This is a genomic window from Winogradskya humida (genome assembly GCF_016862215.1).
Taxonomy (GTDB): domain Bacteria; phylum Actinomycetota; class Actinomycetes; order Mycobacteriales; family Micromonosporaceae; genus Actinoplanes; species Actinoplanes humidus.
Window position 1 is genome coordinate 33,876 of record NZ_BOMN01000067.1, and the last position, 21,096, is coordinate 54,971.

General features: G+C 70.5%; 13 protein-coding genes. 7 read left to right on the plus strand and 6 right to left on the minus strand.

Annotated features, from left to right (window positions below):
- Positions 1-171 precede the first annotated feature (171 nt).
- The 4 genes from Ahu01nite_RS26205 to Ahu01nite_RS26220 are packed head-to-tail and all read left to right on the plus strand — an operon-like array spanning position 172 to position 8,540.
- Entirely contained in the window at positions 172-3,372 is a 3,201-nt protein-coding gene (locus Ahu01nite_RS26205; protein WP_203839285.1) for a hypothetical protein, read from the plus strand.
- A gap of 9 nt (positions 3,373-3,381) precedes the next feature.
- On the plus strand, positions 3,382-6,255 hold the full coding sequence (locus Ahu01nite_RS26210) for a helix-turn-helix transcriptional regulator (protein WP_203839286.1): 2,874 nt from the start codon (positions 3,382-3,384) through the stop codon (positions 6,253-6,255).
- Between the two features lie 45 nt (positions 6,256-6,300).
- Complete coding sequence (locus tag Ahu01nite_RS26215; protein WP_203839287.1) at positions 6,301-8,031, plus strand: peroxidase family protein; 1,731 nt, start codon at positions 6,301-6,303, stop codon at positions 8,029-8,031.
- A 59-nt stretch (positions 8,032-8,090) separates the two neighbouring features.
- Complete coding sequence (locus Ahu01nite_RS26220) at positions 8,091-8,540, plus strand: YdeI/OmpD-associated family protein (protein WP_203839288.1); 450 nt, start codon at positions 8,091-8,093, stop codon at positions 8,538-8,540.
- Here the strand turns inward: Ahu01nite_RS26220 and Ahu01nite_RS26225 are convergent, their stop codons facing one another.
- The 3 genes from Ahu01nite_RS26225 to Ahu01nite_RS26235 all read right to left on the minus strand — a co-directional run bounded on the left by Ahu01nite_RS26225 (position 8,541) and on the right by Ahu01nite_RS26235 (position 12,101).
- The gene (locus Ahu01nite_RS26225; RefSeq protein WP_203839289.1) at positions 8,541-9,233 is read right to left on the minus strand and encodes a hypothetical protein; all 693 of its coding nucleotides are present in this window, start codon (positions 9,231-9,233) and stop codon (positions 8,541-8,543) included.
- Between the two features lie 165 nt (positions 9,234-9,398).
- Positions 9,399-11,036: a GGDEF domain-containing protein gene (locus Ahu01nite_RS26230; protein WP_203839290.1), complete on the minus strand. Its 1,638-nt coding sequence runs from the start codon at positions 11,034-11,036 to the stop codon at positions 9,399-9,401.
- Between the two features lie 45 nt (positions 11,037-11,081).
- Positions 11,082-12,101, minus strand: coding sequence for an AraC family transcriptional regulator (locus Ahu01nite_RS26235; RefSeq protein WP_203839291.1), 1,020 nt, complete (start codon positions 12,099-12,101; stop codon positions 11,082-11,084).
- A gap of 196 nt (positions 12,102-12,297) precedes the next feature.
- Between Ahu01nite_RS26235 and Ahu01nite_RS26240 the strand changes: the two genes are divergently transcribed.
- Entirely contained in the window at positions 12,298-13,035 is a 738-nt protein-coding gene (locus tag Ahu01nite_RS26240; protein ID WP_203839292.1) for an SDR family oxidoreductase, read from the plus strand.
- 178 nt (positions 13,036-13,213) lie between these two features.
- Here the strand turns inward: Ahu01nite_RS26240 and Ahu01nite_RS26245 are convergent, their stop codons facing one another.
- Positions 13,214-13,921, minus strand: coding sequence for a carbonic anhydrase (locus Ahu01nite_RS26245; RefSeq protein WP_203839293.1), 708 nt, complete (start codon positions 13,919-13,921; stop codon positions 13,214-13,216).
- Positions 13,922-13,981: 60 nt separating this feature from the next.
- Entirely contained in the window at positions 13,982-15,025 is a 1,044-nt protein-coding gene (locus Ahu01nite_RS26250; RefSeq protein WP_239159145.1) for a glycoside hydrolase family 3 N-terminal domain-containing protein, read from the minus strand.
- A 252-nt stretch (positions 15,026-15,277) separates the two neighbouring features.
- Between Ahu01nite_RS26250 and Ahu01nite_RS26255 the strand changes: the two genes are divergently transcribed.
- Entirely contained in the window at positions 15,278-17,431 is a 2,154-nt protein-coding gene (locus Ahu01nite_RS26255) for an IPT/TIG domain-containing protein (RefSeq protein ID WP_203839295.1), read from the plus strand.
- A gap of 2 nt (positions 17,432-17,433) precedes the next feature.
- Here the strand turns inward: Ahu01nite_RS26255 and Ahu01nite_RS26260 are convergent, their stop codons facing one another.
- Entirely contained in the window at positions 17,434-18,231 is a 798-nt protein-coding gene (locus Ahu01nite_RS26260) for a hypothetical protein (RefSeq protein ID WP_239159146.1), read from the minus strand.
- Between the two features lie 471 nt (positions 18,232-18,702).
- On the opposite strand from Ahu01nite_RS26260, the gene Ahu01nite_RS26265 reads away from it, so the two are divergent.
- On the plus strand, positions 18,703-21,087 hold the full coding sequence (locus Ahu01nite_RS26265) for a right-handed parallel beta-helix repeat-containing protein (protein ID WP_203839297.1): 2,385 nt from the start codon (positions 18,703-18,705) through the stop codon (positions 21,085-21,087).
- The last annotated feature ends 9 nt before the right edge of the window (positions 21,088-21,096 follow it).

The following is a 21,096-nucleotide window of genomic DNA, read 5'->3' on the forward strand; positions in this document are numbered from 1 at the left end:
CTGGGCAGCCCTGACCAGCTCCGCGTCATCCACCGCCCCGATGCTATCCGCGGGATCGGGGTGCAGGGGGAATCGGTGGGCTGATCGGCGTCGGGAAGTCGACAGGGCTTGACGGGGTCGGGACCTGTTGGACGATGGGCTTGATCTTCGCAGTTCGGTACTTTCCGGAGAATGGGGTATCGGCTCAGATGGCTCGCCTACCTGACGGGGGCGATGACGTTCTACTGGGTGCTGCGGTCGGTTGACTCGTTGTTGAAACAGGTGCAGGAGTCGGGCAGCGACCAGTTCGGCGGGATGGAGTCGCTCGGCGGTGGGTTGTTGCCGGGGTCGGCGATGGCGCGTACCGGGTCGTTGCTGCGGGTGTGGCATGCCGCTGAGGCGCAGGTTCGCGAGACCATTGTGACCACGGCGACGCTGTATACGCTGGTGGACGGGTTGCTGATCCTCTGTTGTCTGGCGTTGCTGGTGGATGTCTGCCGGCGGTTGCACGATCTGCCGGCGCACCCGGATGCGTCGGTCGGTGCGCGGTGGGAGTTGTTTCACCGGATCGCTGTCTCGGGGCGGGCCTGGCGGATTCCGGTTGTCGCGGCGGCTGCTGACGCGATCGAGGATGTGCTGCGCTGGATGCTCGTGCGGGAGGCCTGCGATGCCGGGGACGGCTACTCTCCGCCCGGCATGGTGGTCGGCGCTGTCTGGCTCGCCACGACGGCCAAGATCGTGTTGCTGGTGCTGTCGGTCGCGGTGATTGTGCTGCTGGCCCACGATCGCGGGGTCACGCGGGGCAGGTGGGGGTCGATCTGGTGGTCGGTGCGACGGCTGCGGGTGCCGATCGGTGCGACGCTGGCGTTTGCGGGGCTGTTGCTCGGTGATCCGACCGGGCAGGGCGCTGACCTGATCCGCAGCTGGATCGACAGTTGGGCCGATGCGGGGCGGGGGGTGTTCGCCGTCGCCGGGGCGGCGTTGCTCGGCTTCACCGGATGGCTGATCACCCGGCGGCTCGTGCTGGCCTCGCAGGACGACCAGAGCGCCCCGCGGGACGATGCGAGTGCCGGGCGCCGCCGGGAGGAGCTGCGGATGACCTGGATCTGGATCGGGGTCGGCGTGGTCGCGGCGGGCACGGCGATGGTCATCCTGCGCTGGGGTATGGACCGCGAGACGTCGCTCATTCTGGCCGCCACGGCCGCGATTCTGCTCGTGGCGATGCTGGTGCCGGGCAGCCGGTTCGCGGTGCGGTTCCCGTTGCTGGGCGGTTGGCGGGCGGTCCTGCTGATCGCGACGGTCGCGGCGTGGATCGTCTTCGCGGTGGCCGATTGGCGCGAGCTTGGTGCTCCCGCCACGGTGGCGACCGCCGTGCTGGTGCTCGAAGTGGCTGCCTGGGCCGGCCGCCGGCCACCCGCTACGGGCGCGACGCTCGCCAGGCAGCGGGATCTGGCGCAGCCGGAGCAGCCCGACTATCTCATCGCCCGGCGCATGGCCCGTTTCGTGGCGCTCGCGGCGCCGGTGGCGATGCTGATCGCGGCGGCCGGCGCGTTCGCACCCGTCCCGCTGGTGCTCCGGCTCTCCGGGCAGTCCAGCACCAGCACCTTCTGGTACGCGACCCTGCTCGCACTGTTCCTGCTCGTCGCCCCGGCAGCGACGGCGGTCGGCGGCTACCTGGGGCTGCGCGCGCTGGACGGCGAGGTGCCCCGGGCGTTGGAGCTGCGCTACCAGTGGGTCGCGCCGCTCGTGGTGTTCGGTGCCGCGCTCGGGCTGATCGGCGGCGCCGCGCACTGGGCCGTCATCGGGCCGCTGTCGATCGTCGCCGCGTTCCTGGCCACCGTGATCATCGTGCTCGGCGAGGCGCAGCTGCGCTCCGAACGGCACGAGGCACCGCCGAGCTTCCTGCTCGCGGGTTTCACCCGGGTGCCGCCGGTGACGCTGCTGGTGCTGACCGCGCTCGTGGCCGGGCTGGCGTTCAGCGACAGTTCGGGTCACGCCGTCTTCCGGTCCGGCCTACTGCCCACGGAAATGACATCCGGCCCCATGCCTGAAAGTAAGGCGTCCGGGGCGATCCGGCAGGGCATCGACCTGGATGTCGCGTTCCAGCAGTGGGCGGCGCGCAACTGTGCCGACGCAGCGCACAAGGAACCCGTACCCATGGTGCTGGTCTCCGCGCCCGGAGGCGGTCTGAGAGCGGCCTATTGGACGGCCTCGAGCCTGTCCGATCTTTTCCCCGGTCAGGCGGCGAGCTGTCCCGGGGCCGCGGCCAGTAACCGGGTCTTCGCCGTCGGCGGCGCGTCCGGCGGGAGCCTCGGCGAGCTCGCCTGGATCGGCGGCCTGGCCGGCGATCGCGACGCCACCTGGTACGACACCGAGCTGGCCCGGCCGGACTTCCTCACCGACCCGCTGGCCTGGCTGCTCACCGTGGACCTGGCCCGCAGCTATCTCGGCTATCACGGCCAGGACCGCGCGCGCCGGCTCGAGAACCGCTGGACGCACCACGTCCCGGGGCTCGGCGGGGACTTCCTCGGCGGCAGCTGGGGGCTCGGCGGCACCGACCCGGTGCCGCTGCTGACCGGTACGCAGGTGGAGACCGGGTGCCGGCTCAACGTCGGCGGGCTGCGGATCACCGACCCCGTGGTGCACCGGCAGGAGAGCAGCTGCACCACCGTCCACGAGGGAGCCGGCCAGCAGGACGCACCCGCCGTCTCGGACCTGCTCGACTACGTGTGCGGGCCGGAACGAGGCAGCCCCGGCTCGGGCATCTCCCGGGCGACGGCGGCGCTGCTCTCCGCGCGGTTCCCGTGGGTGTCGCCGTCCGGGCAGCTCTACCGCTGCGCCGATCAGGTGGCCGGCACCGGCACCGACGCCACCCGGATCGCCGTGGTCGACGGCGGCTACGCGGACAACACCGGCATGGGCCTGCTGCTGGATGTGTGGCCGCGCCTGGAGAAGTTGATCGCCGCGCACAACGCGACGGGTGGCGCGGCGCCGATCGTGCCGGTCTTCCTGGAGGTGGACAATCACTACGCCGCCGTCGCCGCGCCCGCCGCGCCCGCCCACACGGTCGAGACGCTGGTCCCGCCGCTGACCCGGGACCGGCCGGACGAGCTCGACGACCTGACCCTGCGGGCGCGCACCGAGGCGATCTTCGACGGCCCGGTGCCGGGGCTGGCCGCCGACTGCGACGTCGACCCGCCGGCCGGGCGCTACCTGCGGATCAGCCCGAAGATCTCGCCGGGGCTCCCGGCGCCGCTGGCCTGGAAGCTGTCCAAGGTTGCCACAGAGGATCTGCGCGGGCAACGGATCAAGGCACTGCGCGAGCCCGGCCCGGCCGCGCTGAAGCTGTGGGCCGAGGGCACCCCGCCGGCCCTGTGCCGGTCGCTGTCGTAAGGGGACCGGATGCCGTTCAGGGCAGATGCGGTCGCGCACCCGATCATCGGCAGGGCCCCGCACCTGCGCCGGCTGGACCGCCTCGCCACCGGACTGCGGGGCGGGCGCGGCGGCGTCACCGTGCTCACCGGCGAGCCGGGAATCGGCAAGTCGGCGCTGCTCACCCGGCTGCTCGGGCGCGCCCGGGACGTCACGATCCTGGCCACCTCGGGTCTGGAATCGGAGACGTCACTGCCGTTCGCCGCGCTCGGTGACCTGCTGCGCCCGCTGCTGCCCCGGCTCGCGAACCTGCCCGGGCCGCAGGCCGACGCGCTGGGTGCGGCACTCACGCTGACCCGCCCCGACGGGCCCGCCGCACCGTACGCCGTGTGCATGGCGACCCTCACGATGCTCACCGCCGCGGCCGACCGGCAACCGGTGCTCGTGGTCGTCGACGACGCCGGCTGGATCGACCATCCGTCGCTGGCCGCCCTGCTGTTCGCCGCCCGGCGCATCGAGAACGACGCGGTCGCGATGGTGTTCGCCGCCCGCGACCCGGTGCCGCCCGAGTTCCTCGCGGCCGGGGTCGAGGTGCTGCACCTGGACGGCCTGAGCCTGGCGGCCGGCGGCGATCTGCTGGAGGTGCTGCGCCCCGGCAGGGTCGACCCCGAGGTGCGGACCGGGCTGTGGTCGGCGACCGGTGGCAATCCGCTGGCGCTGACCCAGCTCTGCGGGGTGCTCACCGACGACCAGCTCGCCGGGGCGGTCGCCCTCCCCGATCCGCTGCCGCTCGGCGCCGGCCTGCGGGACGCTTTCGCGGCGCGGCTCGCTCCGCTGCCTCAGGAAACCAGGACCGCTCTGCTCACGGTCGCGCTTTCCGCAACACCCGATGTGGGTACGCTCACCGCGGCCCTCGACACGGTCGGCGTCGGTTCGCAGGCGCTCGCCGCCGCCACATGCGCGGAACTGCTCGCATACCGGGGCACCCGCGTCACGCTGACCCACCCGCTGCTGCGCGCGGCAGTCCGGCACGCCGCCACCCCCGTCGACCGTCGCCGGGTCTACGACGCGCTCGCCGCGACCTCGGAAGGCGAGACCCGCGCCTGGTACCGCGCGGCCGAACTCACCGGCACGGACGAGGCCGCCGCCAACGAGCTGGAGAACGCCGCCGACGGGATGCGCCGCCGCGCCGGGTTCGCCGCCGCGGCACGGGCCATGCACCGTGCGGCCGAGCTGACCGGCGACCGCGGGACCCGGGTCCGCCGGCTCGTTGTCGCGGCCAACGACGCGCAGGTCTGCGGTCACCTGCCGGAGGCGTCCAGCTGGCTCGGCGAGGCCCTGCCCGCGGCCGAGGACCCCGCGCTGCGCGCTGACGTCGCTCTCGCGTACGGCTGGGTGCTGAACCGCTGCGGCGCACCTGCCACCGCCCAGCAGGTGCTGTCCCGGGCCGCCCGTCAGGTCCTGGCCACCGACCCGCACCGCGCGGCCGCCCTGTGGTGCGCGGCGGTGAACCCCGCACTCACCGAGGGCCGGGTCCGCGAAGCCGTCAGCTACGCCGACCGGGCCGTCGCCCTGCTCACCGGCACGGGCACCATCGTGGCGACGCCCGCCCTGGCGCCGGCGCGGATTCTGCTCGCCGAGGCGCTGGTCGTGCGCGGCCGGGTCGCCGAAGGACAGCGGCTGTTCGACGAGGAGCGGGACTTCCTCGACGGGCTCGACCCGCTTGACGACGCCGAGGACCTCGCGATGGTGGGCCTCACCCGGCTCTGGCTGGACCAACCGGACCGGGCCCGCGCCACCCTGACCGCGGTCACCGAAGCCACGCGTCGCGCGGGCGCCCTCGGACCGCTGTCCCGGGCCCTGGTCTTCACCGCGATGCTGCGGCACACCACCGGGGACTGGCTCATCGGGTACGCCGAAGCCGACGAAGCCCTGCGCCTCGCCCGGGAACTCCGCGACGTCTCCACCACCGGGCTCGCCCTGGTCGTCCTCGGCCGGTACGCCGCGTCCCTGGGCCGGCTGACCGAAGCCGACATCCACCTCGCCGAAGCAGCCCGGATCGCGGGCCCCTCCGGCGTCGCGGGCCTGACCGTGTTCCACGGCTCGGCACTCGGGCTGCGCCACCTCGCCGCCGGAGATGCCGCCGACGCGGTCGCCAGCCTCGAAGCCGTACGCGAGTTCGCGGACCGTTCCGGAGCCCAGAACCCGGTCATGGCATCGTGGTCGGCCGACCTCGTCGAGGCGTACCGGCTGACCGGCGACCTCGACCGCGCCCGCGAACAGCTCGAGGCCCTGGAACGCAGCAGCACCCTGCCGAGCGTGTGCGCCGCGGTGGCAGCCCAGCGCGGAGCCCTCACCACGGATCCCGACGAGGCAGAAATCTGGTTCCGCCAGGCCCTCGACGGGTACGCCCACCAGCCCTTCGCCCGCGCCCGCGCCACCTTCGCCCACGGCGAGCTCCTCACCCGCCACGGACTGCACACCCGGGCCACCCCGCTGCTCGTCGACGCGATGTCCACGTTCCGGCGACTCGGCGCGGAACCGTTCTGTGCGCGTACGGCGGCATTGCTGTCCGCGGCGGGAGAACGTCCCAACCCGGACCCGGCGCTGGTCCTGGCCTCCCTGACACCCCGCGAACTCCAGGTCGCCCGCGCGGTCGCCGACGGCCTGAGCAACCCGGAAGCCGCAGCGGCCCTGTTCGTCTCCCGCAAAACGGTGGAGACCCACCTCTCCAGCGCATACCGGAAACTGGGCGTCCGCTCCCGCACCCAACTCGTCCGCTACCTCGCAGGAACCGGCATCTCAGGGAGTTCCCCCACAGCCGAACGGCCCGCCGAAGTGTCAGGTTTCCAGCATCCCCGGGACCTCCCCGAAGCGACCGTACGCAGGTCCCGGCGACGCTGACTCGTCGAACACGAAGACGTCGTACAAGCAGACGAGGAGCCGCACATGAAGCGGAGCGGTGAGGTAAGCCGGATCATCACCGGTCTGAGGCACGGCGGGCACGCCATCGCCGACAACGCGCCGGACGTGGATGAGCTCAAGGAAGCCGGCTGGACGCCACTGAGCGAGGTGGTTCAGGATTCGCAGGCCCGGGGCGCCGATGCGAAGGATCACTACATCGGTACCACCGACTTCGACTACCTGTTCAAGGATCTCGTCGGCAAGCCCGACAAGCATCTGCCGGCGGGCAGCGACGCCGAGGTGGCGGCAACGGTGGCCGGGCTGAACCAACTCGGTGACGCGATGATCGACCAGGAACCCCCGGCCGATGATCGCAGCTCGCCGATCCCGCCGATCTACACGTACTACGGGCAGTTCGTCGATCACGACCTGACGGCCGCCACGGACAACGACAGCAAGATCAGCATTCGCGACACCCACCTGCCACCGCTCGACCCGGCGCTGGTCAAGGACCTGCTCAAGAACGCCCGGAACCCGGCCCTGAACCTCGACTCGGTGTACGGCGACGGCCCGTTCGTGGCGCCGGGTGACGACCCCGACCGCATCGAGGTGCCCTACCAGGTCGAGGACCGGGCCAAGCTGAGTCTCGGGCAGCTGACCACGGTCAACGCGGGCGTGCTCATCCCGCCGGTCGACGACATGGCCCGCGACCTGCCCCGGCGTGCGGACAAGGTGCCGCTGGTCGGCGACGCCCGCAACGACGAGAACCTCATCGTGGCCCAGCTGCACGTGGCTTTCCTGCGCTTCCACAATGCGACGGTCGACTGGGTACGCGCGAACGAGCCCCAGCGCACCGGCCTGAGCGACGTGTTCCTGCGCGCCCGGGACCTGACCCGGTGGACGTACCAGTGGCTGACCATCCACGACTTCCTGCGTACGGTGACCGGGCCGGAGACCGTGGACTTCGTGCTGGGCAACGACGGCGACGACCTGCTGGGGCTGACCGGCGCCGCGAAACCGTACATGCCGCTGGAATTCTCGGTGGCGGCCTACCGGTTCGGCCACAGCATGGTCCGCGGGGTCTACGACTGGAACCGCAACTTCGGCCGGCCCGGCAACAACCTGCTGCCGAACGCCCCGTTCCGGTTCATGTTCATCTTCACCGGCACGGGCGACCTGGGCGGCAACGACACCCTGCCGACCAACTGGGCGGCCGAGTGGAACCGTTTCGTGGACAAGGACAGCCTGTTCGCCGACCGGTTCGCCCGCCGCATCGACACCCACCTGGCGCTCCCGCTGTCCGACATGGTGAACCAGACGGCCGGTCAGAACGACGGCCCGGACGTGCTGACCCTGCTCAAACAGCTGGCCCGGCGCAATCTGCTGCGCGGCTACCGGCTCGCGCTGCCGACCGGCCAGGCCGTCGCCGAGGAACTGGGCATCACGCCGCTGACCCCTGACGAGGTCGTCGGCCGGATCGCCGACCCCGACAAGGGCCCGACCGCCCTGCAGAAGGTCATCAAGGACAACGGCTTCGACGCGAGGACGCCGCTGTGGTTCTACGTCCTGCGCGAATCCGAGGTCAAGGCCCAGGGCAACACGCTGGGCGCGGTCGGCAGCCGCATCGTGGCCGAGACCATCATCGGCCAGGTCCGCTTCGACCGGACCTCCTACCTGAACCAGACCAGCTGGTCCCCGGTCGACGGCGTCCGATTCCCGGACGGCAGCCCGGTCAACTCGATCGCCGACTTCCTGCGGTTCGCGGGTGTCCTCTGATCCGGTAGTTCGCGGGCGGGCCGGGCGTGCCGCGGCCGGGTCTCCGGGAAGATCGGGGGATGAGGTTTCGAGGGGAACTGCAGGCGACCGGCGGGACGACCACCGGATTCCGGGTCGGCGACGATGTCGTGGCGGAGCTGGGTGGTGGGGGTCGTCCCAAGGTCGTGGTGACGGTCAACGGGTACGAGTGGCGGGGGTCGATCGCGAAGATGGGCGGCGCCTACTGGCTCGGGGTGAGTGCTGAGCGCCGGGGTGCGGCGGGGATCGCCGCCGGGGAGGTGCATGACGTGGATGTCGTGCTGGATGCCGCGCCGCGGGAGGTCGAGGTGCCGGCGGAGTTGGCGGCGGCGCTGGAGGCCGTCCCGGAGGCGAAGGCGTTCTGGGACGGCCTGTCCGCGAGCAACAAGGGCTGGCATGTGCTGCAGGTGACCGGGGCGAAGACCGCGGAGACCCGGGCCCGGCGCATCGAGAAGTCGGTCACCATGCTCAAGGCCGGGAAGGCACGCTGACTACTTCACGCGGCTGAGGGTGGAGCCGACCAGTTTCTGCCAGTCGTTGGAGAATTCCGGGTTGGCGCTGGCGCCGGACTTGCCCAGGCGGTAGATGGCGTACTGGTCGACGAGCAGGACGTTGTCGCGGGTCAGGGCGACGACGGCGATGTCCGCGGTGGCGGCGTGGGCCTTGTCGTACTGCTTGTTGCGGAGGGTGACGAAGCCGTTCCAGGCGCCCTGGCCGAGCGTGGTGGTCTTCGCCGTCTCGGTGTACGCGGGTTCGTCGCGGTCGCCGGTCTTCGCCGGTTTCTGCACGCTCGGCGGGCAGGCGTCGGCGACCGCGCGCAGGGTCGCGAGGGCCGTCGCGGACGAGATCGCGTCGTCGTAGACCAGGGCGTGCTGGGTCAGGCTCTGCACGCCGCCGGTGCCCTCGTCGGACAGTGTCGCGGAGACCGGCGACGGTTTGCCGGGCACCGCGGCCGCCGCCGTGTCGGCGCCGCAGATGCTGACCAGCTCGGCGGGTGCCGCCGACTCGCCCGGGTCTTTCCAGGTCGGGCCGATGTCCGCGGCTTTGAGGAGGGCGGCACGCATGGTGTCGACGCTGATGACGTTCTTGTCGGGCTCCGGTGTGTCGTCCGAGGAGCAGCCCGCGAAGGCGGCGACGGCAAGGACGGTGACAACACTGCGAAGCACCCGGCCAACCTGAAGCATTCGGACATGATGGCAGACGCACGACCGCCCGCCCGGATGCCGGGCGGGCGGCGGGACGCGTCCCCCTCGGCGCGCCCAGGGACAAGAGGCCTGGCCGGAGCCCGGTGATGCCTGTTGTCGGCTTCCTGACGTGCGCGCTCGCCAGGACGCATCCGATGGTTACGGCTAAGCTCCGACCTGGTTACGGCCGGCGCGCTTGGCCTCGTAGAGGTGGCGGTCCGCCAGGATCATCGCCGCCGGCAGGTCCTCCTCGGCGCGGACGATGGCCAGGCCGAGACTGATGGTCACGCTCAGACCCGGCTGCAGACCCTCCCATGGGTACGCGGCCACTTGAGCCCGCAGCAGTTCGCACCGCGCCCGGGCGTCCTCGAAGTCCACGCCGTCCAGACCGATCAGGAACTCCTCGCCGCCGAGCCGGGCCACCAGGTCGAGGTCGCGCACGTTGTCGCGCAGCACGGCGGCGATCTGGCGCAGCACCTCGTCACCGACGAAGTGGCCGAAGCGGTCGTTGACGCCCTTGAACAGGTCCACGTCGGCGATCGCCACGCAGAGCGGGCCACCCGAGGCCACCATCTCCGGCAGGCGCAGCTCGGCGAAGCGGCGGTTCGGCAGCCCGGTCAGTGAGTCCTCGGTCGCCTGGCGCTGCCAGCTCAGCGTCGCCACCTCGAGCTCGGCGCTGCGGACCCGGGCCAGCTCGGCCTCCAGCCGCGCGTTGTCCAACTCGAACTGGTGCACGGCCATCCGGGCGCGGGCTGCGGCCACGTCGTTGTGCGCGGTCCGTTCCAGCAGGTGGTACGCCTTGTAGTGGCCGAGCGCCGCCGCGAAGTTGCCGACCTGCTCGTACGCCTCGGACAGCTCCCGGTGGATCTCCATCGCCATCGGCGTCTCGCCCGCCTCCAGGGCCCGGTCCAGCGCCTCGAGCAGCCCCTCGATCGCCTTCGCGCACTCGCCGCGCATGAGGCGTACGTGAGCCTGGTGCTGCAGCGCCGCCGACTCCAGCGACCGGTACCCGTGAATGGCCGCGATCGCCCGCGAGTCCTCGATCATCCGGTCCGCGGCCTCGAAGTCGTAATCGAGCGCCCGCAGCATCCCGTAGTTGTCCAGGCAGATCGACTCCCGGAACGGGTGCCGCGCCGCGCGGGCCAGCCGCAGCGCCTCGTCGACATATCCGAGCGCGTTGCGCAGCGTCTCCCCCGCGCCCTCCGCGTCGCCGTTGGCCCGTTGCCGCGGAACCTGGTAGACCGCGTTGTCGCCGAGGTTGTTGAGGATGCAGAACCGCGCCTCGACGTCCATGCCCTCGGCCATGCTCAGGGCCCGCATCAGATAATCGGTGCTCTGCTCGCGGTTACCCATGCTGCCGTGCACGACGCCGGTGCGGTTGTGCACCCAGTAGAGCAGGTCCCGGTCACCGAGCCGCTGGGCGATCTCCCGGCCGCGCGCCAGCGCCTCGAGGGCCTCCTCGTGCATGCCGAGCCCGTTGAGCGGCATCGCCTGCACGGTGAGGACCTCGCAGATCCCGGCGTCGTCGCGCAGCGTCTCCAGCACGGCGACGGCCTCCCGGCACGCGGTGACCGCGGCCTCCTGCTCGCCGAGCCGGATCAGCTGATTGGCCATCGACCGCAGCGCGGCGGCCTCGCCGGCACCGTCACCACAGACCCCGGCGAGCTTCGCCGCCTGCCGCGCGAGCTCCGACCCGGCCCGGTAGTCACCGCGCAACCGGGCCTCCTCGGCCTGGTCGAGCAGCGCCGCGACCTGCACGGCCGCGGCCGTGACGGGGGGCTTGGCAATGCTCGTGGCGGTCACGTCGCGGACTATCGTCCGCGCCGGACCCGGCTTGAGTGAAACCCACTACCCGTTTGCAACCCTGCCGTTCGCGACCCTGCCGTCTGCGACCCTGCCGTTCGCAACCCCGCCGTTCGCAACCCGGGTCGCACAGCCGTCGCGGAAGTGTTTGGGTGAGAAGCCGACCACCCGGCGAAACGCGGTGCTGAAGGCGCTCTCGGATTCGTAGCCCGTCGCGGCTGCCAGTTCGGAGATCGATCGGGAGTTGCGGCACAGGGCGTCGCGGGCGAGCTTCATCCGCCACTCGATGAGGTATTCCAGGGGTGCGGACCCGACCTGGTCCTTGAAGGCCGCGGCGAACGCCGAACGGGACATCCGGCCGATCCCGGCGAGCTCCTTGAGGGTCCAGCGGCGCGCCACGTCCGCGTGCATGGCGCGCAGCGCCGCACCGATGCCGTTGTCGTTGAGCGCGCCGAGCCAGCCGGCGGGCCGGTCGGTCCGCTCGGCGTGGGCGCGCAGGGCATGGACGAACAGGATCTGCACGAGATGGTCCATGACCAGGGAACTGCCGGCGGCGTTGTGCTCGACCTCGGCGTTCAGCATCTCGGTGACGTACGCGAGCTGCTTGTTACGCGGATCGGCGGCAGGGACGTGCACGAGCTGCGGCAGAACGTCGATCAGCAGCGACGCGTTGGACGCGTCGAACCAGAAATAACCCCCGCACAGGTACGTGTCCTCGTCCGCCTCGGGCCCGATCCGCACCACGCCGTTCGAGGCGGTCTCCCACAACTGCTCCGCGGCCTGCGTCGGCGCGGTGAGACTGCTGGCCATGAGGTACGACGACGGGTTGGTCAGCAGGAAGATGTCACCCTCGCGCAGCAGCACGGGCTCGTGCCCGTCGATGGCCAGCCAGCATTCACCCCGCACGACGCCCCCGATCTTCACGTGCGGGAAAGCGTCGTATCGCACCGCCCACGACCCGGCGGCGTGGAGCCCGGCCTCGACCACGGTGCGCGGCCGGAGCAGGCCGATGGCCGCCGCGATCGGATCATCGTGCCCGAGCGGCGCCACACCGGCGGACGCCATGCCCCCGGCCGATGCAGCGCCGGCCGATATGCCGCTGGACGGTGCAACACCGGCCGATGCAACACCGGCCGATGCAGCGCTGGACGATGCAGCGCTGGACGATGCAGCGCTGGACGATGCAGCGCTGGACGATGCGTAAGATATTGCGGATTCCACGTTATGGATCGTACCGCTCCGGGGTACGACGATCGATTCCATGACCACTACGAAGAAGACGGCGCTCGTCACAGGCGCCAACAAGGGCATCGGATTCGAGACCGCGCGCCAGCTCGCGCAGCAGGGTTTCACCGTCTGGCTGGGAGCCCGGGACCAGGCCCGTGGCGAGGCCGCGGCGCAGAAACTGGCCGGGGAGGGAGACGTTCGATTCGTCAGCCTCGACCTGACCGACGCGGACAGCGTCAACGCCGCCGCGGCACACGTCAGCGACACGACCGGCGCCCTCGATGTGCTGGTGAACAACGCGGCCGTGGCGCTCGGGGACGAAGAGGGACCGGCCAGCACCATCAGCACCGACACGATCCGGCGCACGCTGGACGTGAACTTCTACGGGACGCTGCGGGTCACCCAGGCGTTCCTGCCGCTCGTGCAGAAGGCGCCGGCCGGGCGAATCGTGAACGTCAGCAGCACGATGGGGTCGGTCTCCACGCTGGTGTCCCCGGGTAACCCGCTGGGACAGTACGGCAGCAGCTACGCCTACTCCACGTCGAAGACCATCCTGAACGCGCTCACCGGGCAGCTCGCCGTCGAGCTCAGCGATACGCCGATCAAGGTCAACTCCGTGTGCCCCGGCTACAACGACACCGACATGAACGGCAGCACCGGCGCCGGGCAGCACCCGTCCGAGGGCGCCAAGGTCGTCGTGCGGGCCGCCACCATCCCGGCTGACGGCCCCAGCGGCACCTTCTTCGACGTCAGCGGCCCGGTCGGCTGGTGAACCGGCCGGTGAGCCGGCTCTCCCCGACTCACCGGACCGCAGGCCCGGTCAGAGCAGGCCCGGTCAGAGCAGGCCCGGTCAGAGCAGGCCCGGTCAGAGCAGGCCCGGTCAGAGCAGGGTCGTCAGAGCAGGGTCGTCAGAGCAGGGTCGTCAGAGCAGGGTCGTCAGAGCAGGGTCGTCAGAGCAGGGTGACGTGGCCGTTGTCGAGGTCGTAGCGGGCGCCGACGACGCGTACCTGGCCGGCGGCGATGTGCTCGGCGATCAGGGCGCTGCGCCGGACCAGCTCGGCGGCCTGGGCCTCGATGTTCGCGCGGACGGCGTTGTCGATGACGTCGCCCGGGTGGCTCAGGACCGGTTCGACGATCGGGCGCAGCGCGTCGACGATCGCGCCGATGTGGCCGGGGGCGGTGCCGCCGGAAGTGATCGCGTTGATGGTGGCGTTGATCGCGCCGCAGCGTTCGTGGCCGAGCACCACGATCAGCGGGCTGCCGAACTCCTCGACGGCGAACTCGATGCTGCCCAGCAGCAGGTCGTCGACGATGTTGCCGGCGACCCGGTTGTCGAAGATGTCGCCGAGCCCCTGGTCGAAGAGCACCTCCGGGGAGACCCGTGAGTCGGCGCACCCGATGGTGATGGCGAACGGGTGCTGGCCGGTGGCAAGGTCGTGCAGGTCCTGCAGACCCTGGTGCGGGTGGCGGGCGTGCCCGGCGACGAAGCGCCGGTTACCGGCCAGCAGCCGTCCGAGCGCCGCCGTCGGGGTGACCGCCGGATCCTCGGCGGCTGCGGCACCGGCAGGGGTCGCGCCGGTGAGCAGGCCTGCCGCGCCGAGGGCGGCCGCACCGCCGGAGAGCAGCAGGGAGCGCCGGGACAGATCGTTTCGAGACATGGGGAGTCTCCCATCGACGAGGGATGATCATCGATGTCTAGCAGACCGATGTGAACAGTCTCAGCAGTGCAGCAGACCGGCGCGGTCCTTGACCGTCAGGACGTGCCGCGCGGCGTCGGTCACCCGGGCGTCGAACTCGGGTGACCTGCCCGCCTCGGCGATCAGGCCCGCCGCCATGGGCTCGGCGTCCTGCGGCCGGATCGTCAGCGCCAGGTCCCCGCCGGCCGCGACGAACTTGACCGCGCGCTCGCCGACCGGCACGATCGCCGCCGCGTCCGCCGCGCCCAGATCGTCCGAGACCACCATCCCCTGGAAGCCGAGCCGCTCCCGCAGCAGGCCGGTGACGATCGGCTTCGAGTAGGCGGCGATGTTCGAGCGGTCGAGCTTCGGGTAGCGGGCCGAGGAGATCATGACCGCGGCCGAGCCCGCCTTGATCCCGGCGACGAACGGCTGCAGGTACGGGTCGGCGGCGTCCGCCTGCGCGTCGACGACGTCCTTGGACACGTCGGTGTTCGCGCGGACCCGGCCCAGCCCCGGAAAATGCTTCAACACGGTCAGTACGCCCTGGTCCTGCGACGCCGGGACCACCGTGGCGATGTCCTCGGCCACCTTCGCGGGGTCCGAGCCGTACTGCCGGCGGAACGCCCCGATCGGCGGGTTCGCCGCGCCGACGTCGTCTGGGACGGTGTCGGCCACCGGTGCCAGGTTGAGCGTGATGCCGATCGCGTCCAGGCGACGCGCGCTCTCGCGTACGGTGCCGCGCAGTTCTGTCTGTGATTTTGTGCCGAGGCGCTGCGCCGAGGGCAGGAGCGGGAAGTCCGGGCCCTTGAGCGTCTGCACGCTGCCGCCCTCCTGATCGAGCGAGACCAGCGCGGGGATGTCACCGGCCCTGGTCAGCGCGGCGATGTCGGCGCGCAGGGCGGACGCCGGCCGGGTACTGCGCCCGGCCAGGAACACGCCGCCGAGGTGCAGGGCGTCGATGTCGCGGGCGAGGGGGCGAGGCGCATCTACGGGCGTACCGATCATCAGTAACTGCCCGGCCCGCTCCTCGCGCGACAGGCCCGCCAAGGTCTTGGAGACGCAGTCTGCCCTGGTCGGAGACACACCCGGAGCCGGAGATGCGCTCGCCGCCGACGAGGACGGGGGCGAGGACGGAGGCGGGGCCGCGATCGGCGTCGCCGGAGGGCGGGTCGAGCACGCCGCCAGACCGCCGGTCAGTGCCAGAACCACGGTCGCTGCTGATGCCCGGCTGCTCCACACGGCCGCAACGCTATCCCCACCGGTCACGTTTTCCTCAACCCGCCGGTCACCGTGCCGATGAGGCGAGCCTTGTCATGATCCTGAGGAGGACCACGGATGCGCCTGACGCCCCACGCGCTGAATCGGAGCCGGCTGGTGCTGGCCGCGGCCGTTCTGACCGCCCTCCCCGCGCTGCTCCCGGCCCTGCCCGCCGAGGCTGCCACCCGCACGAGGACCTACCCGCACGCCGTCGGTGACCTGCTGCCCGGCCCCGGCCGGACGGTGGCCCGTGTCGGGCTGCGCGCCCAGGAGGTGCTGCCGGCCAGCGTGGACCTGCGCGAATACGCTCCCGCCGTCGGCGATCAGGGCCAGATCGGCGCGTGTGTCGCGTGGAGCATCGGCTACAGCATCATGGGCTACTGGTCGAACCGGACGAACGGCTCCGGTGCCCCGTACGCCCCGCTGTACATGTACATGACCAACGTCGCGAAGGGCGGCGCCCCCAAGTCCGGCCTGATCGCCGACTACGTGCTGGCCAACGCGAAGAGCACCGGCATCGACACCCAGGACGACTACTGGCAGGGCACCACGAACTGGCAGTCGGCGCCCACCCAGGCGGAGATGGACAACGCCAAGAACTACAAGGTCAGCAACTTCACCCGGCTGTTCAACGGCAACAACCAGGGTGCCGGCGCGCAGTCCGCGATCATGCAGGCGCTCGCCTCGGGCACCCCGGTCGCGATGGGCATGCCGGTCTACCAGGACTTCATGTACCTGCGTACGCACAGCCTCTACTCGACCACCACCGGCTCCAACCTCGGCGGCCACATGATCGCCGTGTACGGCTACGACGCGCAGGGCATCTATATCCGCAACTCGTGGGGCCCGTACTGGGGCAACGGCGGCGACGCCAAGATCTCCTGGGCCTTCGTGACCAAACAGGCGACCAGCGCGTTCGCGGTCGGTGGCATCACCACCCCGTCGACACCGCTCGCGCTCGCCCCGACGGTGGCGGCACTGTCGGTGAACAAGGCGGCCCGGGGCACCGCGGTCACCATCACCGGCTCCGGCCTGTCCAGCGCGACCTCGGTCAAGTTCGGTGACACGGCAGCCTCCTTCACCCCGACGGTCGTCGGCGGCGTCACCAAGCTCATCGCGACCGCCCCGGCGCACGCGGCCGGCCCGGTCGACATCACCGTCACCAACTCCACCGGCACCAGCGCGGTGTCGACCGCCAGCAAGTTCACGTACGTGCCCCCGGCTCCCGGCGTCAGCACGCTCGACCCGGCCGCGGTCACCACGATCGGCGGCCAGACGGTCACGCTGACCGGCACGGACCTGACCGGCGTCACCAGCGTCAAGATCGGCACGATGACCGCGCCCGCCAAGGTGCTCAGCCCGACGTCGCTGACGTTCACCACCCCGGTCCGCCCGGCCGGCACCTACCCGGTCACCGTCACCAACACCTACGGCACGAGCAACCCCGCAGGCCAGCTGACGTACGCGCTCCCGCCCGCCCCCGTCGTCACCGCCGTGACCCCGGCCACCGGTCTGACCTACAAGACAGCTCCGGTCGTACTCACCGGAACTGACTTCGGGGGTGCCACCAAGGTCACCGCCGACGGCAAGCAGATCTCCTTCACGAAGGTCTCCGGTACGCAGCTCAAGCTGACCCTCCCGGTCCATGCAGCCGGCCCCGTCGACATCGTGATCACCACCCCCGGCGGCGTCAGCACGGGCGGCACCTTCACCTACGCCGCCCCGCCGACCCCGGAGATCAGCACCCTCAGCCCGGACAACGGCCTGACCAACGCCCGCACCCCGATCGTCGTGACGGGAACCGGCTTCACCGACTCCACGAAGGTCACGGTCGGCGGCGTGGTCACCCCGTACACCAAGGTCTCCGACACCCAGCTCAAACTGACCCTGCCCATCCACGCCGCCGGCCCGGTGGACATCCAGGTCACGACGCCGGGCGGAATCTCCGCCGCCGGCACCGCCTTCACCTACAACGCCCCGCCACTGCCTGCCATCACCTCGCTGAGCGTCACCACCGGCTCGGCCAAGGCCGCCACCCCGGTGACCATCACAGGCACGGGCTTCGCCGGCGTCACGAAGGTCATGCTGGGCACGGCCACGCTCGGCTTCACCAAGATCTCCGACACCCAGCTCAAGGTCTCGATCCCGGCCCGCGCGGCCGGCACGTCGGCACCCCTGACGGTGACCACCCCCGGTGGCACCAGCGACGGGGTGACGTTCAGCTTCGCCTGACCTCAGGTCCGGTGGTGCTTCTTCACGAAGGTGTATCCCGGTGCGAGCGGGCTGTCGTCGAGCTGAGCGCTCTCGACAGCCCGCTCGTGCAGTTCCAGCTGCTTCTCGGAAGGCTGCGCCCCGGGCGGCAGCTTCCGCACAAACCCGTTCACCCAGTGGTCCCGCCGCTCCTGCGCATCCGGGTCCTCCGGATCGGGAACCTCCTCCAGCATCGGCGCGTAGAACAGCATCTCCGCCTCCTTCTGCCCCTCGACAGCCGGATACGACGGATAGCCGTGCGCGTCGACACTGCCCGGCACGCGAGTGAGGTAGCCCTCGCGAATCAGCTGCTCAACAGCCTGATCCCGGAAAAACGTCCCCTTCGCCCCCCGGCCCAGCGACTTCGTCTGCGCCGGCAACGTGGCCTCGTCGAGCACGGCGCTCCCATCGGGGAAAATGCGCCCCTGCCGCCGTACCGCGAACATCACCTGACCCCGGTTCGACTTCCCCGCCTCGAACTCCCGGGTGACCACCTTCGGGTCATACTCGTGAAAAAAGTCCACCCCGTCGACCCGAACCGGCTCTTCAAGGGACGTCGTCCGCGCGACGACTTCCTGCTTCTGCGCATGCCACGACACACTCACCAGCACCCCGGCCCGCACATCACCGGGCCACTCGATCTCGGTGAACTGCCACTCGATGTCCTCCCGGAGCACGGTCTCGAAAACCTTCCGGGTCTTGCCCCCACCCGGCTCCTGATGCTCCAGCACGAACGAGATCCGCTCCCGCCCCGCCAGAGCCTCCAGACTCTCCTCGGGCACAGCACAGAGCCCACCATCAAGATCAGCCTGCCAAAGCGCAAAACGACGAGTCACCCCACCATGCTTCCACCTCCCCCAGTGTCTCCATCGGCCTGGACCGGCGGCTGAAGGATGTTCCCTGGGCGCGGCTCGGGGTGATCGCGGTGGTCTTTGTTCTCGGGTGCGGTGCGTTGCTGGTCCGGCGCAGCCTCTATGACGGTGTAGAGAATCGGGTCATAGACAATCAGGTCCCCAGCGCAGGGCCGGAAGCGGTCTTTCCGAAATCCGAGCCTGACCACACAGCGCAACCCCGCGAATAGCGCAAGTCGGGCAAGTGGCATCTGTCACAAATGCTGCGGTTTGAGCGTGGGCCGCCGATCGGGCAAGTCTCTAATCGACCCTTTGGTGGAGGCCGGCGGAAGGCGGCTTCTCTTACGGTTGCACCCGATTCGCACCCCGAATCGCACCGAGACCGCAACCCCCGGAGAACTGATGCGCCTGTCCCATACCGTCCGCCTGAGGGTGGCTGTCATCGCCGCCGCGGTGGCGTTGCCGGCTGCGTTCGCAGCCATGGCAGCTGCCCCCGCGTATGCCGCGTCCGCCGCGGTGTCGTCTGCTGCGCCGGCCTACTCGCTGACTTCCAGCGTGAGCCCGGCCGCGATGACGTTCGCGGACTGTGCGGCCGATTCGACCTGTGTTGTGGCTGCCGCGCCCAAGGGCGGGGCCGCTGACGATTACACGTCGCTTTCGCAGGCGGTGGCTTCGGCTGCTTCTCGTACGCGCTCCGCGGTGGTCGCGGCTGACGGCTCGGTGACGTCGGCTCCGGTTACTGCGACGGTGTTGCTGCGGGCCGGGACGTACCGGCTGACCAAGGGTCTGGCGCTGCCGGTGAACGTGAACCTGCGCGGTGCCGGGATCACGGCCACGAGCCTGGTCATGGATCCGACGGTGAACTGGAAGAACTTCAGCTTCGGGTTCCTGGTGCGTCCCGCTGACGCGAAGGAGGCCGGCAGCACGAACCTCGTCGCCGACCTGACCGTCAACGGGAACTGCCGGACCGACGCGGGTTCGGCGACCGCCGCTGATCTGCCGGGACAGCCGGGTGTGGACTGTGACTTCCGGTCGGCGCTGGGGGCGAGCACGAACACCGGCGGCGGGATCAAGGCCGGGGACAACTGGACCGTACGCCAGGTGCGGTTCACGAACCTCGAGTACTTCAAGCTGTGGGTGTCGCAGGTCAAGAACGTCAGCATCGTCGACAACCGGTTCGACAACTGGGGTGGCGCCGAGTCGGGCGACGAGGACAACATCGGCGGCGGCCGGAACGACGGGGTCGTCATCGAGAACAACCAGTTCGACGCGACGATCCGGGGCAACAGCTTCGACTTCGTCAACTCGGTCCGGACGACGGTGCGGAACAACGTCGTGCACACCAGGCCGGCTGTCGCGGCGGCCCGGGGCGTCAACGAGTACGGCAACATGTACTTCGAGGGGCTCACGCAGGCGCAGGCGACCGGTAACACGCTGGAGGGCGCGCACATCGTGCTGACCTCCAACGCGAACTACACGCACGTCGCGCCGAACAAGGACATCACGAACCCGCGGGACAACCTGATCGCGGGCAACCGGATCCTCGACTCGTACACCGTCGGGGTGGCCATCGGTTACAGCGACTACCTCGACGCCGACGGAACCTACGGCACCCTGGGCAGCCTGAGCGATGACAGCGGGGACAGCGGGGACCACTACGTCCGGGCCGGCGGCAACAACGTCGTCCGGGACAACGTCATCGAGCGGTCCCGGCAGTCCGGCATCCTCGTGTACGGCAACCAGGACGTGAAGACCACCGCCGACTCGATCACGGGCAACCGGGTCGTCGACGCCGGCTTCGGCGGGTCGACGGAGTACAACACGGGTGCGGGCCGCGTCGACACCTCGGGGATCGCGCTGTCGGTGGGCACCGGAGACGCGATCTACGGCAACACGATCGTCGACGACCAGGCCAAGCCGACCACGTGGTACGGCGTGCACCTCGGCGCCCGCAGCAAGTCGTCCGCGCCGTCCGGCACGGTGCTGACCGGCCCTAACGGGGAGAAGAACACGACTTCCGGGATTGTCGGCGCTGCTGTGCGTACGGCAGCGCTGGCTCCGGAAGGGGCGACCGGTCTCGCAGCCGACAGCAACTCGCTGACCTGGACCGAGTCCTACGCCGGGGTCAACACCGTCGCGGGTTACAAGGTTTTCCGTGACGGCAAGCAGATCGCGGATCTTCCGGTCGGCAGCTCGGCGGTCCCCGCGAACCTGATGGACGACGACGCGGCGAGCCTGGAGTCGGTTTCCGGCGTTTCCGCCTGGACGGCCGGTTCCACCACGAAGATCGCCCGTAACACGTCGTCGGGTGCGATCGGCGGCTCTTCGCTGGCGCTGACGGCCACTTCGGCGGGCCAGATCAACGTGACGGGTCGCAAGTCGACGGTCACCGCCGGCACGACGTACACCTCGGTGGCGTCTTTCCAGGCTTCGTCGACCGGCCGGGTTGTCCGCGCGGGTCTCACCTTTACCGACGCGAATGGCAAAGTCACGCGTCTCGCGACGTCCAACAAGGCTGCCGTGGATTCCGCTTCCGGCTGGGTGACCAGCTCGTATTCGGTTGTCGCGCCGGCGGGATCGGTCTCTGTTCAGGCCTTCATCATGGTCGAGGGCGCCTCCGCGGGGGAGACCCACTTCCTGGACCGTCTCGGCCTTGTCACCGGCACCGCGACCGAACAGCTCTCGCTGTCCTCTTCTTCCGTTGTCGCGGGCTCTTCTTACTCTGTTGTGTCCTACCGTGCTGACAGCGGCGATTTTTCTGGCGTCTCGAGCGTTTCCATCTCCTGACCCCCTCCG